The sequence below is a fragment of the Hydrogenophaga sp. T2 genome, from assembly GCF_049843535.1.
GTDB lineage: Bacteria > Pseudomonadota > Gammaproteobacteria > Burkholderiales > Burkholderiaceae_C > Hydrogenophaga > Hydrogenophaga crocea.
In genome coordinates this window covers 525,568-540,853 of record NZ_JBBHZJ010000002.1, presented here as the reverse complement: position 1 = coordinate 540,853, position 15,286 = coordinate 525,568, and the positions used below count along the sequence as shown (strand labels likewise).

Annotated in this window: 15 protein-coding genes; 5 read left to right on the top strand and 10 right to left on the bottom strand. The window is 71.1% G+C overall.

Translation table 11 applies throughout. The annotated features are described in order from the left end of the window. The first annotated feature begins 87 nt into the window (after positions 1 to 87). Positions 88 to 1,068 (top strand): MBL fold metallo-hydrolase, encoded by a 981-nt coding sequence (locus tag WDZ95_RS06190; RefSeq protein WP_425776997.1) that lies wholly within the window; start codon positions 88 to 90, stop codon positions 1,066 to 1,068. A gap of 70 nt (positions 1,069 to 1,138) precedes the next feature. Further along, a complete protein-coding gene (locus WDZ95_RS06185; protein ID WP_425776995.1) occupies positions 1,139 to 2,389 on the top strand; it encodes an SLC13 family permease in 1,251 nt (416 codons plus the stop codon). Here the strand turns inward: WDZ95_RS06185 and WDZ95_RS06180 are convergent. From WDZ95_RS06180 to WDZ95_RS06155, 6 genes are all read right to left on the bottom strand, one after another. Beyond that, the gene (locus tag WDZ95_RS06180; RefSeq protein WP_425776993.1) at positions 2,378 to 3,127 is read right to left on the bottom strand and encodes an amino acid ABC transporter ATP-binding protein; all 750 of its coding nucleotides are present in this window, start codon (positions 3,125 to 3,127) and stop codon (positions 2,378 to 2,380) included. The two genes, WDZ95_RS06185 and WDZ95_RS06180, sit on opposite strands and share 12 nt — an antisense overlap. Further along, entirely contained in the window at positions 3,114 to 3,764 is a 651-nt protein-coding gene (locus tag WDZ95_RS06175) for an amino acid ABC transporter permease (RefSeq protein WP_166229961.1), read from the bottom strand. Before WDZ95_RS06175 ends, WDZ95_RS06180 begins: the two co-directional genes overlap by 14 nt. Continuing rightward, entirely contained in the window at positions 3,757 to 4,428 is a 672-nt protein-coding gene (locus WDZ95_RS06170; RefSeq protein ID WP_425776991.1) for an amino acid ABC transporter permease, read from the bottom strand. The genes WDZ95_RS06175 and WDZ95_RS06170 overlap by 8 nt, the downstream gene beginning before the upstream one ends. Positions 4,429 to 4,443: 15 nt before the next feature. Beyond that, the gene (locus tag WDZ95_RS06165) at positions 4,444 to 5,235 is read right to left on the bottom strand and encodes a transporter substrate-binding domain-containing protein (protein ID WP_425776989.1); all 792 of its coding nucleotides are present in this window, start codon (positions 5,233 to 5,235) and stop codon (positions 4,444 to 4,446) included. Beyond that, positions 5,232 to 5,981: a GntR family transcriptional regulator gene (locus WDZ95_RS06160; protein WP_166229967.1), complete on the bottom strand. Its 750-nt coding sequence runs from the start codon at positions 5,979 to 5,981 to the stop codon at positions 5,232 to 5,234. Before WDZ95_RS06160 ends, WDZ95_RS06165 begins: the two co-directional genes overlap by 4 nt. A 199-nt stretch (positions 5,982 to 6,180) precedes the next feature. Next, on the bottom strand, positions 6,181 to 7,098 hold the full coding sequence (locus WDZ95_RS06155; protein ID WP_425776986.1) for a DUF6279 family lipoprotein: 918 nt from the start codon (positions 7,096 to 7,098) through the stop codon (positions 6,181 to 6,183). On the opposite strand from WDZ95_RS06155, the gene glmU reads away from it, so the two are divergent. Continuing rightward, complete coding sequence (glmU, locus tag WDZ95_RS06150; protein ID WP_425776984.1) at positions 7,097 to 8,497, top strand: bifunctional UDP-N-acetylglucosamine diphosphorylase/glucosamine-1-phosphate N-acetyltransferase GlmU; 1,401 nt, start codon at positions 7,097 to 7,099, stop codon at positions 8,495 to 8,497. The genes WDZ95_RS06155 and glmU overlap by 2 nt on opposite strands. 27 nt (positions 8,498 to 8,524) lie before the next feature. Here glmU and WDZ95_RS06145 read toward each other — a convergent pair whose 3' ends face one another. Together WDZ95_RS06145 and WDZ95_RS06140 are read right to left on the bottom strand one after the other, a co-directional pair. Then, entirely contained in the window at positions 8,525 to 9,256 is a 732-nt protein-coding gene (locus tag WDZ95_RS06145; RefSeq protein WP_425776982.1) for a DUF2726 domain-containing protein, read from the bottom strand. A 154-nt stretch (positions 9,257 to 9,410) separates the two neighbouring features. Continuing rightward, the gene (locus tag WDZ95_RS06140) at positions 9,411 to 9,902 is read right to left on the bottom strand and encodes an Lrp/AsnC family transcriptional regulator (RefSeq protein WP_425776980.1); all 492 of its coding nucleotides are present in this window, start codon (positions 9,900 to 9,902) and stop codon (positions 9,411 to 9,413) included. Between the two features lie 143 nt (positions 9,903 to 10,045). Between WDZ95_RS06140 and glmS the strand changes: the two genes are divergently transcribed. Further along, the gene (glmS, locus tag WDZ95_RS06135; protein WP_425776978.1) at positions 10,046 to 11,902 is read left to right on the top strand and encodes a glutamine--fructose-6-phosphate transaminase (isomerizing); all 1,857 of its coding nucleotides are present in this window, start codon (positions 10,046 to 10,048) and stop codon (positions 11,900 to 11,902) included. Positions 11,903 to 11,912: 10 nt separating this feature from the next. On the opposite strand, the gene WDZ95_RS06130 is transcribed toward glmS, so the two are convergent. Continuing rightward, positions 11,913 to 12,533 (bottom strand): OmpA family protein, encoded by a 621-nt coding sequence (locus WDZ95_RS06130; RefSeq protein WP_425776977.1) that lies wholly within the window; start codon positions 12,531 to 12,533, stop codon positions 11,913 to 11,915. 98 nt (positions 12,534 to 12,631) lie between these two features. Between WDZ95_RS06130 and WDZ95_RS06125 the strand changes: the two genes are divergently transcribed. Further along, the gene (locus WDZ95_RS06125) at positions 12,632 to 14,779 is read left to right on the top strand and encodes a CHASE2 domain-containing protein (RefSeq protein ID WP_425776975.1); all 2,148 of its coding nucleotides are present in this window, start codon (positions 12,632 to 12,634) and stop codon (positions 14,777 to 14,779) included. 12 nt (positions 14,780 to 14,791) lie between these two features. Here the strand turns inward: WDZ95_RS06125 and WDZ95_RS06120 are convergent, their stop codons facing one another. After that, positions 14,792 to 15,253, bottom strand: a complete 462-nt coding sequence (locus tag WDZ95_RS06120) for a FecR family protein (RefSeq protein ID WP_425776973.1) — start codon at positions 15,251 to 15,253, stop codon at positions 14,792 to 14,794. Positions 15,254 to 15,286: the final 33 nt, after the last annotated feature.

The following is a 15,286-nucleotide window of genomic DNA, read 5'->3' as shown; positions in this document are numbered from 1 at the left end:
GATCCGCCTGTTCAGCGATTTTCCAGTTTACTTATGTGAAACCGATTTCGTTTAAGTAAAATCCGCCTTTTCCACGGAGACCGCCCCATGAGCAAAGCTTTCGCCTCCCAGGCCGACCTGCAGGACAAGAAGATCACCTTCGAGCAACTGAGCCCGCACTGCTGGGCCTACACCGCCGAAGGCGACCCGAACTCGGGCGTGATCATTGGCGAGAAGTTCATCATGGTGAGCGACGCCACCGCCACGCCGGCCATGGCGCAGGACCTGATCAAGCGCATCCGCGAGGTCAGTGACAAGCCCATCAAGTACGTGCTGCTGACCCACTACCACGCGGTGCGCGTGCTGGGCGCGAGCGCCTACGCGGCCGAAGGCGCGACCGAGATCATCGCCAGCCGTGGCACTTACGAGCTGATCGTCGAGCGCGGCGCCGAGGACATGCAGAGCGAAATGGAGCGCTTCCCGCGCCTGTTCCGCGGCGCCGACAGCGTGCCCGGCCTGACCTGGCCCACCATGGTCATCGGCGACGGCACACCGGGCCGCCAGGGCTCGCTCACGGTCGACCTGGGCGGCGTGAAGGTCGAGATCTGGCACCCGGGCCAGGGCCACACGCGCGGCGACACCATCGCCTGGGTCGAGGCCGAGAAGGTGCTGTTCAGCGGCGACCTCGTCGAGTACGAGGCCGGCGTCTACACCGGCGACGCCCAGCTCGAGGAATGGCCCGCCACGCTCGAGGCGCTGCGCGCGCTGCAGGCCGAGTACATCGTGCCGGGCCGCGGCGAAGCCATGAAGGGCAACGCCAACGTGAACAAGGCGCTGGACTACACGAAGCGCTGGGTCACCACCCTGTTCCAGGCCGGCAAGGAGGCCGTGGCCGCCAACATGGACCTCAAGGCCGCCATGGCCCACACGCGCAAGACCATGGACCCGATGTTCGGCCACGTGTTCATCTACGAGCACTGCCTGCCCTTCGACGTGAGTCGCGCCTACGACGAGGCCAAGGGCATCAAGAACCCGCGCATCTGGACCGCCGAGCGCGACAAGGAAATGTGGGCCGCGCTGCAGGCCTGAGCCGGCCCACCGCCCCGCACAAGCCGCCCGCGGGCGGCTTTTTGCTGCCCGCCGCTACCATGCGCGCTCCATGCTGCAAACCGATCCCCTGCTGAATGCCGCCGCCGACTGGGCCATCGTCGTGGTCTTCGGCGTGGTCTACCTGGGCATGTTCCTGGGCGGACTGCCGCGGCTCAAGCTCGACCGCTCGGGCGTGGCCCTGCTGGGCGCGATCGCGGTGATCGCGCTCTCGGGCATGGGCGTGGTCGAGGCGGCGCAGGCGGTCGACCTGCCCACCATCCTGCTGCTGTTCGCCTTCATGGTGATCTCGGCGCAGATGCGCCTGGGCGGCTTCTACGCCGCAGTGACGCGCCGCGTGGGCGCGCTGCCCCTGCCCGATGCCGCGCTGCTGGCCGCGCTGATCGCGGTGGCCGCGCTGCTCTCGGCCGTGTTTTCCAACGATGTGGTCTGCCTGGCCATGACGCCCATCGTGGCGCGGCTGTGCCTGCGCCGCGGCGCCAATCCGCTGCCCTTTCTCATCGGCCTGGCGTGCGCGGCCAACATCGGCTCGGCCGCCACGCTGATCGGCAACCCGCAGAACATGCTGATCGGCTCGGTGCTGCAGCTCGATTTCGCGGCCTACGCGCGCGCTGCGCTGCTGCCGGTGCTGATCAGCCTGGTGGTGCTCTGGGGCTGGCTGGTCTGCGTGCCGCACGCGCGCGTGGAGCCCCTGCCCGTGCCCGAGCGGCCCGACGAGGAGCCGCCGCTGGACCTGTGGCAGACCGCCAAGGGCCTGCTGGTGGCGGGCGGCCTCATGGGCCTGTTCCTGTTCCGCGACGGCCCGCACGAGGTGATGGCCCTGGTGGGGGCGGCGCTGCTGCTGCTCAGCCGCCGACTCGCCTCGTCGGCCTTCATGAAGCTGGTCGACTGGCCGCTGCTGATCCTGTTCATCGGCCTGTTCGTGGTCAACCACGCCTTCGAGAAAACCGGTCTCTCGGCCGATGCCGTGGCCTGGCTCGCGGGCCACGGCGTGCGCCTGGCCGATCCCGGACCGCTGCTGGTGGTGGGCGTGGTGCTGAGCAACCTGGTGTCCAACGTGCCCGCGGTGATGCTGCTGCTGCCGCACCTGCAGGGCGATGCCCAGGCCGGCGTGACGCTGGCGCTCGTGACCACCTTCGCGGGCAACCTGCTGCTGGTGGGCTCGATCGCCAACCTCATCGTGGCCGACCTCGCGCGCCAGCAGGGCATCGTGATCGACTGGAAGCGCCACGCCGTGGTGGGCGTGCCGGTCACGCTGCTGTCGCTGGGCGTGATCGTGGTGGTGATGCGCTCAATGCACTGAGGCCAGGAACTGCCGCAGCTCGGGCGTGGCCGGCTGGCCGAAGAGCTGCTCGGGCGGGCCGATCTCGTGCACCCGGCCCTGGTGCATGAAGATCACGCGGTCGCTCACCTTGCGCGCGAAGTTCATCTCGTGCGTCACCATCAGCAGCGTCATGCCCTCGTTGGCGAGCGACTCCACCACCTGCAGCACCTCGCCCACGAGTTCGGGGTCGAGCGCGGAGGTGATCTCGTCGCACAGCAGCACGCTGGGCTGCATGGCCAGCGCGCGCGCGATGGCCACACGCTGCTGCTGGCCGCCCGAGAGCTGGTCGGGAAACGCATCGAACTTGTCGGCCAGGCCCACGCGTTGCAGCAGCTGGCGCGCGCGCTCGGCGTTCACCGCTTCGGGCGCCTTCTTCACCAGCGCGGGCGCGAGCATCACGTTGCGGCCCACGCTCAGGTGCGGGAACAGGTTGAAGCCCTGGAAGATCATGCCCACGTGCTGGCGCAGCTCGCGCATGGCGGCGGCGTCTTCGTGCCGCAGCGGCTGGCCGTCCACGGTGAGCGCGCCGGACTGGAACACCTCGAGCCCGTTGATGCAACGCAACAGCGTGCTCTTGCCCGAGCCGCTCTTGCCGATGATGGCGATCACCTCGCCGCGGCCGACCTGCAGGTCGATGCCCTTGAGGACCTCGTTGGCGCCGTAGGCCTTGCGCAGGCCGGTGATGTGGACGATGGCGTGGGGTTCAGCGGTGGGCATGGCGTTGCCTTTCGAGCGTGCGGGCGGCCCAGCTCACGGGGAAGCAGAGCGCGAAGTACATGAGCGCGACGCAGCTGTAGACGAGAAACGGCGCGAAGGTGGCGTTGGTGATCATGGTGCCGGCCTTGGTGAGCTCGACGAAACCGATCACCGACGCGAGCGCGGTGCCCTTGATGACCTGCACCAGAAAGCCCACGGTGGGCGCGATGGCGATGCGCCGCGCCTGCGGCAGGATCACGTGGCGCAGCTGTTCGCCGAAGCTCAGTGCCAGGCTTTGTGCGGCTTCCCACTGGCCCTTGGGGACGGCTTCCACGCAGCCGCGCCAGATCTCCACCAGGAAGGCGCTGGTGTAGAGCGTGAGTGCGAGCGTGGCCGCCACCCAGGCCGAGGTGTCGACGCCGAACAGCGCGAGGCCGAAGTAGGCGAGGAAGAGCTGCATGAGCAGCGGCGTGCCCTGGAAGAGCTGCACATAGGCCTTCACGAAGGCCGTGGCGCCGGGCCAGCGCGCGGTGCGCGCCACCAGCAGCAGCCCACCCACGAGCCCGCCGCCCACGAACGCGATCAGCGAGAGCACCACGGTCCAGCGCGCCGCCAGCAGCAGGTTGCGCACGATGTCCCAGAGGCTGAAATCAACCACGGCGGCCTCCGAAGATGAAACGCGGGCCGGCCCAGTTCAGCAGCGCGCGCACCGCCATCGACATCAGCAGGTAGAGCGCGGTGGCGACGATGAAGGCCTCGAACGCGCGGAAGTTGCGGCTCTGGATCAGGTTGGCCGCATAGCTCAGTTCTTCGGTGGCGATCTGGCCGCACACCGCCGAGCCCAGCATCACGATGATGATCTGGCTGGTGAGCGCGGGCCACACCTTGCGCAGCGCGGGCGGCAGCACCACGTGCACGAAGGTCTGCGCGCGCGACAGCGCGAGGCTGGCCGCGGCCTCGAACTGGCCGCGCGGCGTGGCCTCCACGCCCGCGCGCACGATCTCGGCCGCGTAGGCCCCGAGGTTCACCACCATGGCGATCACCGACGCGAGCTCGGGCGTGAGCTTCACGCCCGCCGCGGGCAGGCCGAAGAACACGAAGAACAGCTGCACGATGAAGGGCGTGTTGCGGATCAGCTCCACGTAGGCCGCGGCCAGCCAGCCCAGCGCGGCCGGGCCGTCGGTGCGCGCCCAGGCGCAGGCCACGCCCAGCGCCACGCCGAGCACGGCCGAGACGGCCGTGAGCCCGAGCGTCCAGGCCATGCCCCTGAGCAGCAGCGGCCACTGCGCGAGCACGGCCGCGAAATCGAGTTCGATGCCCATGGCGGCGCGGGCGCTTTACTCGGGCAGCGTGCCGGCCGGGCGGCCCAGCCACTTCTTGGCCATCGCGTCGAGCTCGCCGGCCTTCTTGGCGGCCAGCACGATCTCGTTGACCTTGGCGCGCAGCGCGTCTTCGCCCTTGGCCACGCCGATGAAGTTCGGGCTGTCCTTGAGCAGCAGCTTGTACTCGGCGCCCAGCGCGGGGTTGCGCTTGATCATGTTGTCGGCCACCGACACACCGGTGGCGATGAACTGGGTCTGGCCCGAGACGAAGGCCGAGACGGTGGCGTTGTTGTCCTCGAAGCGCTTGACCTCGGTGCTGGCGGGCACGACCTTGCTCAGCTCCTGGTCCTCGATGGCGCCGCGCGTGACCGCGATGCTCTTGCCGCCGAGCGCGTTGAAGTCGGGCAGGGCCGCGCCTTTGGGGCCGTACACGGCCTGGAAGAAGGGCGAGTAGGCCACGCTGAAGTCGATCACCTTCTCGCGCTCGGGGTTCTTGCCCAGTGTGGAGATCACCAGATCGGCCTTCCTGGTCTGCAGGTAGGGAATGCGGTTGGCGCTGGTCACGGGCACGAGCTCCACCTTCACGCCGAGCTTGGCCGCGATCAGGTTGGCGGTGTCCACGTCCAGGCCTTGCGGTTTCAGGTCGATGCCCACGAAGCCGTAGGGCGGGAAGTCGGTGGGCACGGCGATCTTGATGAGCTTGGCCTTCATCACGCCCTCGAGCGCGGTCTGCGCCTGGGCGCCGATGGCGAAGGTGGCAGCCAGGGCCGCGGTGAGGACGATGAGGCGGCGTTTGCTGGGGTTCATAGCAGGGCTCCTAGGTAGGTTTCGCGGTCGGGTGGGGACGGGTCGGCCGGCTTGCGCGCGGCGGGGGAACGGGGCGCGCCCACGGGCGCCAGCGCTTCGCGCAGGTCGGCCAGCGGGTCGGCGGGCGGGCTCAGGCGCAGCGCGGCCTGCACCTGCCCGATGTGCGCTTCCATCAGGCGCTCGGCCGCGGCGACATCACCGCGCTCAAGCGCCTCGACGATCTGCACGTGGTCGGCGCACGACTGCACCGCGTCGTGCGTGCTCTGATAAAGCATGGCGATCAGCGTGGTGCGCGCGGTGAAATCGCGCAGGGTGTCGGCCAGCAGCTGGTTGCCCAGGCACTCGGCGAGGCAGACGTGGAAGTCGCCCAGCAGGTAGCTGCGCTGGCCCACGTCTTCGCCCTTGAGCGCGGCCTGCTCCTGGCGGATGTGCTGGCGCAGCCGCTTGAGCGCGGCCTTGTCCACGCGGCCGTCGTTGCTGCGGATCAGGCCGGTTTCGATCACGCGGCGCGCCTCGAAAGCCTCGCGCGCCTCGGCGTGCGAGGGCTGCACCACGTACCAGCCGCGGCGCGAACTCACGGTGACGATGCCGCGCGCGGCCAGGCGCACCAGGGCCTCGCGCACCAGCGTGCGGCTGCAGTCGAACAGCATCGACAGGTTCTGCTCGCCCAGGCGGGTGCCGGGCGCGAGCCGCTGGGCGAGGATGGCCTCGACGATGCGTCGGGCGATGTCGGTGGAGCTGACCATGGCAGGCTTGCATGCCAGATCCGTGCCATGGGCCCATCAGGCTTGTATGCAAGCCTGATGCACCCGATGTGTGCGCCGGCGGCGCGACGCTGGTGCGCGCGGCACCGGCATGCACGAAGCCATGCACACCCGTGTGCGCACGCGTGTGCACACGGCTGTGCACCGCGGCGGAAGGGGGGGGTGGAAGGGGGCGGAGCGCTCAGCGCTGCGCGCTGAGGATCTGCAGGTCTTTTTCGTAGCCCTGCAGCTGGCGCGCGAGGCGCTCGCGCTGGCCCGGCGTGGCGCTGTTGTGCAGGGCCGCGAACTGCGCGCAGCCGTGGCGGATGGCCGCTTCGCTCTGCGCCGCGTAGCCGGGCGTGGGCGACACCACCAGGCGCTCGGCGTAGCCGCGCAAGAGGGCGCGTGCGCGGGCCGGCTGGGCCTGGGCCTCGCGCAGCGCCTGCAGCAGGTCGGCCTGGCGGCGTTCGCGCTCGGCCTGCGTGCGCCGCGCATCCCAGGGCGATGCCGCGAGCGACTGGCGCAACCCTTCGCGCTGCGCATCGCTCAGGCGGCCGTAGAAACGCTCGTAGCGCTCCACCGTGGCGTCGAGCCGGCGCTGCAGGCGCTGCTCGGGCGTGCCGCGCAGGAAGTCGCGGGCGAATTCGTCGTTGCTGCGCGCCTGGCGCCGGTTCAGGTGCTCGAGCTGCGCGGGCGTGAGCTGCGGCGCCAGCCGCGCGAAGGGCTCGATCAGGCGCTCGCTCGCACCCACCAGCCGCCGGCGCGCGGTCTCGAACTGCTGGCAGGCCTCGTCGGCGCTGATGTCGTGCGGGGCCATGGCCTGCCAGCGGCGCAGCTGGTCGGCGTACACCGGCAGCTCCTCGCGCCGGTGCCAGGCGAAGAAGCCGTCGATGTCGCCGCGCACCTGGCTGGCCTGCTCGCCATCGAAGTCGAAATGGCTGTCGAGCCACCAGTAACTCAGCGTGGGCGCCTGCGTGTAGGCCAGGCGTGCGGTGGTGCACGCGGTCAGCGCGAGCACGGTCGCGAGCAGCACAGGCAGCAGCAGGGTGCGCGCGATAATCCGCCGCGACCCGGCACCGCCCTCCTGGCGCTGCTGTCGAATCGCGAAAGAGGTGTTCATGTCCTTACCGGTGGATGTGGTGGTGATGGCCGCGGGCAAAGGCACGCGCATGAAAAGCCAGCGGCCCAAAGTGTTGCACCGCCTGGGCGGCCGTGCACTGGCCCAGCACGTGATCGATTGCGCCGCAGGGTTAAAGGCCCGCTCGGTGGTGGTCATCACCGGCCACGGCGCCGAGCAGGTCGAAGCCGGGCTGCACGCGCCCGAGGCCACCGCGCTGGCCTTCGTGCGCCAGTCGCCCCAGCTCGGCACCGGCCACGCGGTGCAGCAGGCCGTGCCCGCGCTCGCCGACGACGGCCTGACCCTGGTGCTCTCGGGCGACGTGCCCCTGACCGAGCCCGCCACCCTGCAGGCCCTGATCGACCTCAGCGAAGGTCGCCACCTCGCGCTGCTCACGCTCGACCTGCCCGACCCCACGGGCTACGGCCGCGTGGTGCGCGACGAACACGGCAGCGTGCGCGCCATCGTCGAGCACAAGGACGCGAGCGAGGCGCAGCGCGCCATCACCGAGATCTACAGCGGCATCATGGCCGTGCCCACGCGGCTGCTGCGCGGCTGGCTCGCGCGGCTCGACAACCGCAACGCCCAGGGCGAGTACTACCTGACCGACGTGGTGAAGTTCGCCGTGGCCGATGGCGAGACCGTCAGGGCCCACCGCATCGCGGACGCGGTGCAGGTGGCCGGCGTGAACAGCCCGCAGCAGCTCGCCGAGCTCGAGCGCGCCTACCAGCTGCGCCTGGCCAACCGCTTCATGGCCGACGGCGTGCGCCTGGCCGACCCGGCGCGCTTCGACGTGCGTGGCCACCTGGTCTGCGGGCAGGACGTGGAGATCGACGTCAACTGCGTGTTCGAAGGCCGCGTCGAGCTCGGCGACGGCGTGCGCATCGGCGCGAACTGCGTGGTCGCCAACGCGCGCATCGAGGCGGGCGCGGTGATCCACCCCTTCACCCACATCGAGGGCGAGGCCGCGGGCGTGCGCGTGGGCCCGGGCGCGCTGATCGGGCCGTTCGCGCGCCTGCGTCCCGGGGCCGATCTCGGTGCCGAGGTGCACATCGGCAACTTCGTCGAAGTGAAGAACAGCACGCTGGCCGCGGGCGCCAAGGCCAACCACCTGGCCTATCTGGGCGACGCCAGCGTGGGCGAGCGCGTGAATTACGGCGCGGGCAGCATCACCGCCAACTACGACGGCGCCAACAAGCACCGCACCGTGATCGAGGCCGACGTGCACGTGGGCAGCAACTGCGTGCTGGTGGCGCCGGTCACCATCGGCGCGGGCGGCACCGTGGGCGCGGGCTCCACCATCACCAAGAGCACCGAGCCCGGCGCGCTGGCCGTGGCGCGCGGCCGCCAGGCGAGCATCCCCGGCTGGCAGCGGCCCCAGAAACAGAAAAAGGCCTCCTGAGGAGGCCTTTCGGGCGTGTCGGCGGGCTCAGCGGCCGCCGCGCACGTCGTACGAGCCGCCGTCGTAGCGGCGCTCGCCGCCACGCGGCTTGGGCGGCGCGAGCTCGTCTTCGAGACTCATGAGGCCGCTCAGGCCCATCACCTCGGAATCGCGGTAGGCCGAGCCGCCGAAGCGGTCGTCCAGCGTGGACATCTGGCTCTCGAGCTCCTTGATCACGCTGTCGCGCTCGCTGGCCTGTGGCGCCGGCGGCGCCGCCTTGGGCTTGGGCAGTTCCACCAGGTTGAGCTGGGCGCGGAACTCGGCCGGCGACGGCATGCGGTGGATGCCGTTCTTGAGCAGCAGGAAACGCACGCCCGCGGTCTTGAGCATGCGGTTCTTGACCTTGGCGCGCTGCGCCTTGGCCTCGGCATTGCTCAGGTGGTACTGCTCGATGTCGAAGGCGAAGGTGGGACGGCCGTCGGCGCCGCACACCACGAAGTCCACGCGCTGCTCTTTGAGGCGCTGCTTGGCCGCGACCTTGTCGCCCGCACGGCGCACCGACAGCATGTTGGCCAGCGACACGTTGGGCAGCACCACCTGGCCGGGGAAGGTGTCCTGCAGGTAGTCGAGCATGGCCACCTGCTCGGTCGAGAGCACGCGTTCCGGGCTGTAACGGTCGTCGCGACCGTCGTCCTGGGACCGCATGAAGCGCAGGTAGAGCCAGACGCACAGCGCCAGCACCACCACCGCGATCACCGATCCGATCACCACCAAATCCATGAAAACGAACCTCCTCCAAGCGCCACGGCCGGGGGGCGGGCGCAATTTGTAGCAAGGTTGTTACACATGCGCCGCGGCGTCAACACCCAATTGGGGGGCGGGGCCGCAAGTGTGCGTTTTGCTGCACACCCCCGGGGGCATTTAAGCCATTCGGTCACATCGGCGGCTTCAGCGGCAGGCGCGGATCGAACTTGGCGCAGCGCGTGCTGAAGAAGCCTTTGACGTTGCGCACGTTGGCGTCGCCCGTGAACAGGCGCTGGGTGAGGGCGAGGTAGTCGGGCATGTCGCTGCAGCGCACCACGAGCACGAAATCGGGGCCCGGGCTCACGCGGTAGCACTGCTGCACGCGCGGCTCGGCCACGGCGCGCGCCTCGAAGGCGTCGAGCGCCTCGGCGCCCTGGCGCTCCAGGCTCACTTCGACCAGGGCGGTGAGGCCGTGGCCCAGCAGCGGGGCCAGGCGGTCGGCGTCGAGCAGGGCCACCTCGCGCGCGATCAGCCCACGCTCGCGCAGGCGCTTGACCCGACGCAGGCAGGTGGGCGGCGAGAGATGGGCGCGTTCGGCCAGGGCCTGGTTGCTCTGCGAAGCGTCGTCCTGCAACAACTCCAGCAGCCGCAGGTCGGTGGTGTCGATGTTCAAATCTTCCATGAATCAAATGCTAATGAAACGAATCGTCGATTGCTCATGGAGGCGACAGAAAAGTTCAGAAACCGTTCAACTTCGCACATTCATTTCACGGGCGGCTCTCTAGCATTCGCCCCACTTTCCAACAACGGACATCGGAGGCTTGCATGTGCGGCATCGTGGCGGGGGTTTCGGGGCGCGACATCGTGCCCGTGCTGGTTCAGGGGCTGCAGCGGCTCGAGTACCGCGGCTATGACTCCTGTGGCGTGGCCGTGCACAGCGGCGGCCTGAAGCGCGCGCGCAGCGTGGCGCGCGTGGCCGAACTGGGCCAGCAGGTGCAGACCGAGGGCATCGCCAGCGGCACCGGCATCGCGCACACGCGCTGGGCCACGCACGGCGCGCCCGCGGTGCACAACGCCCACCCGCACTTCAGCCACGGCCCGGGCGCGGCCAGCGGCAGCGCGGGGCGCGTGGCCCTGGTGCACAACGGCATCATCGAGAACCACGACGAGTTGCGCGCTGCGCTGCAGGCCCGGGGCTACGTGTTCGAGAGCCAGACCGACACCGAGGTGATCGCCCACCTGATCGACTCGCTCTACGACGGCGACGTGTTCGCCGCCCTGCAGGCCGCGGTGAAACAACTCCACGGCGCCTACGCGCTGGCCGTGTTCCACAAGGACGAGCCGCACCGCGTGGTCGGCGCGCGCGCGGGCTCGCCGCTGGTGCTGGGCGTGGGCGCCGAGGGCGGCGAGCACTTTCTCGCCAGCGACGCGATGGCGCTCGCGGGCGTGACCGACCAGATCGTCTACCTCGAAGAGGGCGACCTGGTGGACCTGCAGATGGGCCGCTACTGGATCGCCGACGGCGAAGGCCGCTCGCTCGGCGCCGCGCAGCGCCCGGTGCGCACCGTGCATGCACACAGCGGCGCGGCCGAGCTCGGCCCCTACCGCCACTACATGCAGAAGGAAATCTTCGAGCAGCCGCGCGCCATCGCCGACACGCTCGAGGGCGTGGCCGGCGTCACGCCCGAGCTGTTCGGCGACGGCGCCTACCGCGTGTTCAAGGACATCGACCGCGTGCTGATCCTGGCCTGCGGCACCAGCTACTACAGCGGCTGCACCGCCAAGTACTGGCTCGAATCCATCGCCCGCATCCCGACCCAGGTGGAGGTGGCCAGCGAATACCGCTACCGCACCAGCGTGCCCGACCCGCGCACCCTGGTCGTCACCATCAGCCAGAGCGGCGAGACCGCCGACACCCTGGCCGCGCTGCGCCACGCGCAGGGCCTGGGCATGAAGCACACGCTGACCATCTGCAACGTGTCCACCAGCGCCATGGTGCGCGAGTGCGAGCTGGCCTACATCACCCGCGCGGGGGTCGAGATCGGTGTCGCGTCGACCAAGGCCTTCACCACCCAGCTCGCGGGCCTGTTCCTGCTCACGCTGGCGCTGGCCCAGGTGCGTGGCCACCTGAGCGACGAACAGGAGGCCGAGCACCTCAAGAGCATGCGCCACCTGCCCGTGGCGCTGCAGGCCGTGCTCGCGCTCGAGCCGCAGGTGATCAGCTGGGCCGAAGACTTCGCGCGCATGGACAACGCCCTGTTCCTGGGCCGCGGCCTGCACTACCCGATCGCGCTCGAAGGCGCCTTGAAGCTCAAGGAGATCAGCTACATCCACGCCGAGGCCTATCCGGCCGGCGAGCTCAAGCACGGCCCGCTCGCGCTCGTGACCGCGGCCATGCCCGTGGTCACCGTGGCGCCCAACGACGCGCTGCTCGAGAAGCTCAAGAGCAACATGCAGGAGGTGCGTGCGCGCGGCGGCGTGCTCTACGTGCTGGCCGACGCCGACACCCGCATCACCAGCAGCGAAGGCATCCACGTGATCCGCATGCCCGAGCACTACGGCGCGCTCTCGCCCATCCTGCACGTGGTGCCGCTGCAGCTGCTGGCCTACCACACGGCCCTGGCCAAGGGCACCGATGTGGACAAGCCGAGGAACCTCGCGAAGAGCGTGACGGTGGAGTGAGGCGGGCGCCTCAGCGCACCGTCACCTCCACCCGCCGGTTGCGCGGCTCGGGGGTTTCGTCCTTCGTGGGCACGAGCAGGTTCTTCTCGCCGTGCGCCTCCTGCCGCAGCGACAGGAAGCTCAGCCCCGAGGCCTTGAGGCGGCTGGCCACCAGCGCCGCGCGCTGCGCCGACAGCGCGAGGTTGTCGGCCTCGCTGCCCATGGTGTCGGTGTGCCCGCTCACCACCACCTCGGTGGTGGCCATGGCCTGCGGCGTGCGCGCGCGCAGCTGCGCGATCAGTTGCTGCAGCGCCGCTTCGGCCGGCTCGGTGAGCTGGGTGCTGCCCAGCACGAAGTACAGCAGGTGCTGCTCGGGCGCCGCGGGCAGCGCGTCGCGCGCGGCGCCGAAGTCGGCCTCGATCTGCGCGGGCGTGGGTGTGGTCGCGGGCGCGCGGCCGTCGAGCGCCGCCACCTGGCCCGCCTGCGTGAGCACCTGCCGGCCCTGGGGGCCGGTCACCACCACCTGGCCCACCTTGCCGTCGCGGTCGGGCAGCAGCACCACGTAGGAGCGCGGCAGCGTGGGGCCGCAGGCCGTGAGCAGGGCGGCCAGGGGCAGCAGGAGCAAGGGGCGAAGCTGGGCGTGGCGGTTCATGGCCCGAACTGTCCCACAGGCCGGGCGCGTCCGGCCGCACGGGCGGGCGCCCGGGTCGGATACCCTCGGGGGCAGCCATTCCGCCGCCCGCCGCTGCCTTGAAACCCCTGTCCCTGCGTTCCCTCGCCGCGCTGCTGATGCTGCTCACGGCCGGCCTCGGCCTGGGCCTGGTGCTGGCCGATCCGCTGGCGCTGCAGGCCTTGCGCCACCAGGGCTTCGACCAGTACCAGCGCTGGCAGCCGCGGCCCTACACGCCGGTGCCGGTGCGCATCGTGGACATCGACGAGGCCAGCCTGCAGCGCCTGGGGCAGTGGCCCTGGCCGCGCACGCGGCTCGCGGCGTTGACGGACCGCCTGGGCGCGCAAGGCGCGGCCGCGATCGGCTTCGACGTGGTGTTCGCCGAGCCCGATCGCAGCGCGCCGCAACGCGCCGCGCAGGACTGGCCGCTGTCGGCCGCCGCGCGCGCCGAGTTGCAGCGCCTGCCCGACCACGACACGGTGTTCGCCGAGGCCATCGCGCGCCACCCCGTGGTGCTGGGCTTCGCGGTGCAGGCCGGCGCGCCGGCCGCGCCCGCGGGTCCCGCGCCCGAACCCCGGGCGCGTTACGTGTGGCTCGGCGAGCCCGCGCCGCAGCGCCTGCCCGAGCTGGGTGCGCCCGTGCGCCCGCTGGCCGCGCTCGAGGCCGTGGCGCGCGGCAGCGGTGCGCTGGCCTTCGTGCCCGACGCCGACGGCGTGGTGCGCCGCGTGCCGCTGGCGCTGCTGCTGCGGGGCCAGCCCGCGCCCGGTCTCGCGGCCGAGCTGCTGCGCGTGGCCCAGGGCGTCGACAACGTGATCCTGCAGCGTGCCGAGGGCGCTGCGCCCGCGCTGCAGGCGGTGCGCATCGGCGCGTTCAACATCCCCACCAACGCGCAGGGCGAGCTCTGGCTGCATTACAGCGACGCGCAGCCGCAGCGCTATGTGCCCGCCTGGGAGGTGCTCGCGGGCACGGCCGACCCGGCGCTGTTCGACGGCCACATCGTGCTCGTGGGCAGCTCGGCCCAGGGCCTGCTCGACCTGCGCTTCAACCCGCAGGGCCGGCTCATGCCCGGCGTCGAGGCGCACGCGCAGGCGATCGAGCAGGCGCTCACGGGCCACACCCTGACGCGGCCCGGCTGGGCGATCGCGGCCGAGGCGATCGCGGTGGTGCTGGCCTGCGTGCTGCTGGTGTGGGTGGGGGCCTTCGTGCCCTCGCTGTGGGCCGCGGCCGCCGCGCTGCTGCTGGTGTCGGGCCTGCTCTGGGGCGGCTGGCGGGCCTTCTCGGCGCACGGCCTGCTGCTCGACAGCTTCACGCCCGCGATCGCGGGGGCGCTGTCGTACGCGCTCGCGAGCCTGGCACGCCATTTCCAGAGCGAGCGCCGCCAGCGCTGGCTGCGCCAGGCCTTTGCGCGCTACGTCTCGCCCAACCGCGTGGACCACCTCGTGCGCCACCCGGGCCAGCTCGAGCTCGGTGGCCAGCGCCAGCACTGCAGCTTCGTCTTCACCGACCTCGCGGGCTTCACCGCGCTCATGGAGGCCATCGACCCGGCCGATGCGGTGGGCCTGCTCAACCGCTACCTCGAGGGCATGATCGCCATCGCCTTCCGTCACCAGGGCACGCTCGACCGCATCGTGGGCGATGCGCTCGCCATCATGTTCTCGGCCCCCGTGGTGCAGCCCGACCACGCGCAGCGCGCGCTCGATTGCGCGCTCGAGATGCACCGCTTCGCCACCCGCTTCGCGCGCGAGCAGCAGGCGCGCGGCATGGCGTTCGGCCTCACGCGCATCGGCGTGCACTCGGGCGAGGTGATCGTGGGCAACTTCGGCGGGCAGACGATCTTCGACTACCGCGCGCTCGGCGACCCCGTGAACACCGCCGCGCGGCTGGAGAGCGTGAACAAGCAGTTCGGCACGCTGCTGTGCGTGTCGGGCACCACGCTGTCGGCCTGCGCGCCGTGCCCCGCGCGGCCCGTGGGCCGGCTGGTGCTCAAGGGCAAGACCGAGGCGCTGGCGGTGTTCGAGCCGGTCACCGACACCGACGCCAGCGAACGCGCCCCGCTGGCGGCCTATCAGGCGGCTTTCGAAGCGCTGCGCGAGGGCCGCGACGCCGAGGCGGCCGAGCGGCTGCGCGCGCTGCAGGCGCCGTGGCCGCACGACCCGCTGGTGCGCCTGCACGCCGCGCGGCTCGCGGCCGGCGAACGCGGCGACCGCATCGTGCTGAGCGCCAAGTGAGCCCGCGCGGGCTCAGTCTTCTTCGACCTTGAGCAGGAACTGCGTGCCGCGCACGCCGATGGTGCCGCTGGGCGTCTTCACGCTCACCGCGTCGGGCTGCAGCCGCGCGATCGCGCCCGACACGTAGTTGAGCGTGCCCTTGCCGATGCGCGCGCCCAGCCGCAGCTTGCCCGCGCCCGGCTCGTAGAGGTATTCGTCCACCGTGAGCACGGTGTTCGGCCCGAAGGACATCAGCGTGTTGTCGCCGAACACCACGCCCATGCTCGATGCGCCGCGCGTGCTCAGCACGCTGCCCGCGTGCAGCGGCGTGCCGGGCCGGGCGCTCACCACCTGGCCGTCGGTGCTCACCGTGGCCTCGCCCTTGACGGTCTTCACGTGGCCCACGGCGGGCCGGTCGAGCGCCAGCGCGGGGCCCGCGAACACGGCCCAGGCCAGGGCCGCGGCGGCGGCCAGGGCGGCGCGGGTCGGTCGCATTTCGAGGGGCTGGTTGGGGCAGGACATGGATGG

Bases quoted from the DNA above. Each gene is read 5' to 3' on its own strand.
- WDZ95_RS06190 (WP_425776997.1), top strand. From the start codon at position 88: ATGAGCAAAGCTTTCGCCTCCCAGGCCGACCTGCAGGACAAGAAGATC.
- WDZ95_RS06185 (WP_425776995.1), top strand. From the start codon at position 1,139: ATGCTGCAAACCGATCCCCTGCTGAATGCCGCCGCCGACTGGGCCATC.
- WDZ95_RS06180 (WP_425776993.1), bottom strand. From the start codon at position 3,127: ATGCCCACCGCTGAACCCCACGCCATCGTCCACATCACCGGCCTGCGC.
- WDZ95_RS06170 (WP_425776991.1), bottom strand. From the start codon at position 4,428: ATGGGCATCGAACTCGATTTCGCGGCCGTGCTCGCGCAGTGGCCGCTG.
- WDZ95_RS06165 (WP_425776989.1), bottom strand. From the start codon at position 5,235: ATGAACCCCAGCAAACGCCGCCTCATCGTCCTCACCGCGGCCCTGGCT.
- WDZ95_RS06160 (WP_166229967.1), bottom strand. From the start codon at position 5,981: ATGGTCAGCTCCACCGACATCGCCCGACGCATCGTCGAGGCCATCCTC.
- glmU (WP_425776984.1), top strand. From the start codon at position 7,097: ATGTCCTTACCGGTGGATGTGGTGGTGATGGCCGCGGGCAAAGGCACG.
- WDZ95_RS06155 (WP_425776986.1), bottom strand. From the start codon at position 7,098: ATGAACACCTCTTTCGCGATTCGACAGCAGCGCCAGGAGGGCGGTGCC.
- WDZ95_RS06145 (WP_425776982.1), bottom strand. From the start codon at position 9,256: ATGGATTTGGTGGTGATCGGATCGGTGATCGCGGTGGTGGTGCTGGCG.
- WDZ95_RS06140 (WP_425776980.1), bottom strand. From the start codon at position 9,902: ATGGAAGATTTGAACATCGACACCACCGACCTGCGGCTGCTGGAGTTG.
- glmS (WP_425776978.1), top strand. From the start codon at position 10,046: ATGTGCGGCATCGTGGCGGGGGTTTCGGGGCGCGACATCGTGCCCGTG.
- WDZ95_RS06130 (WP_425776977.1), bottom strand. From the start codon at position 12,533: ATGAACCGCCACGCCCAGCTTCGCCCCTTGCTCCTGCTGCCCCTGGCC.
- WDZ95_RS06120 (WP_425776973.1), bottom strand. From the start codon at position 15,253: ATGCGACCGACCCGCGCCGCCCTGGCCGCCGCCGCGGCCCTGGCCTGG.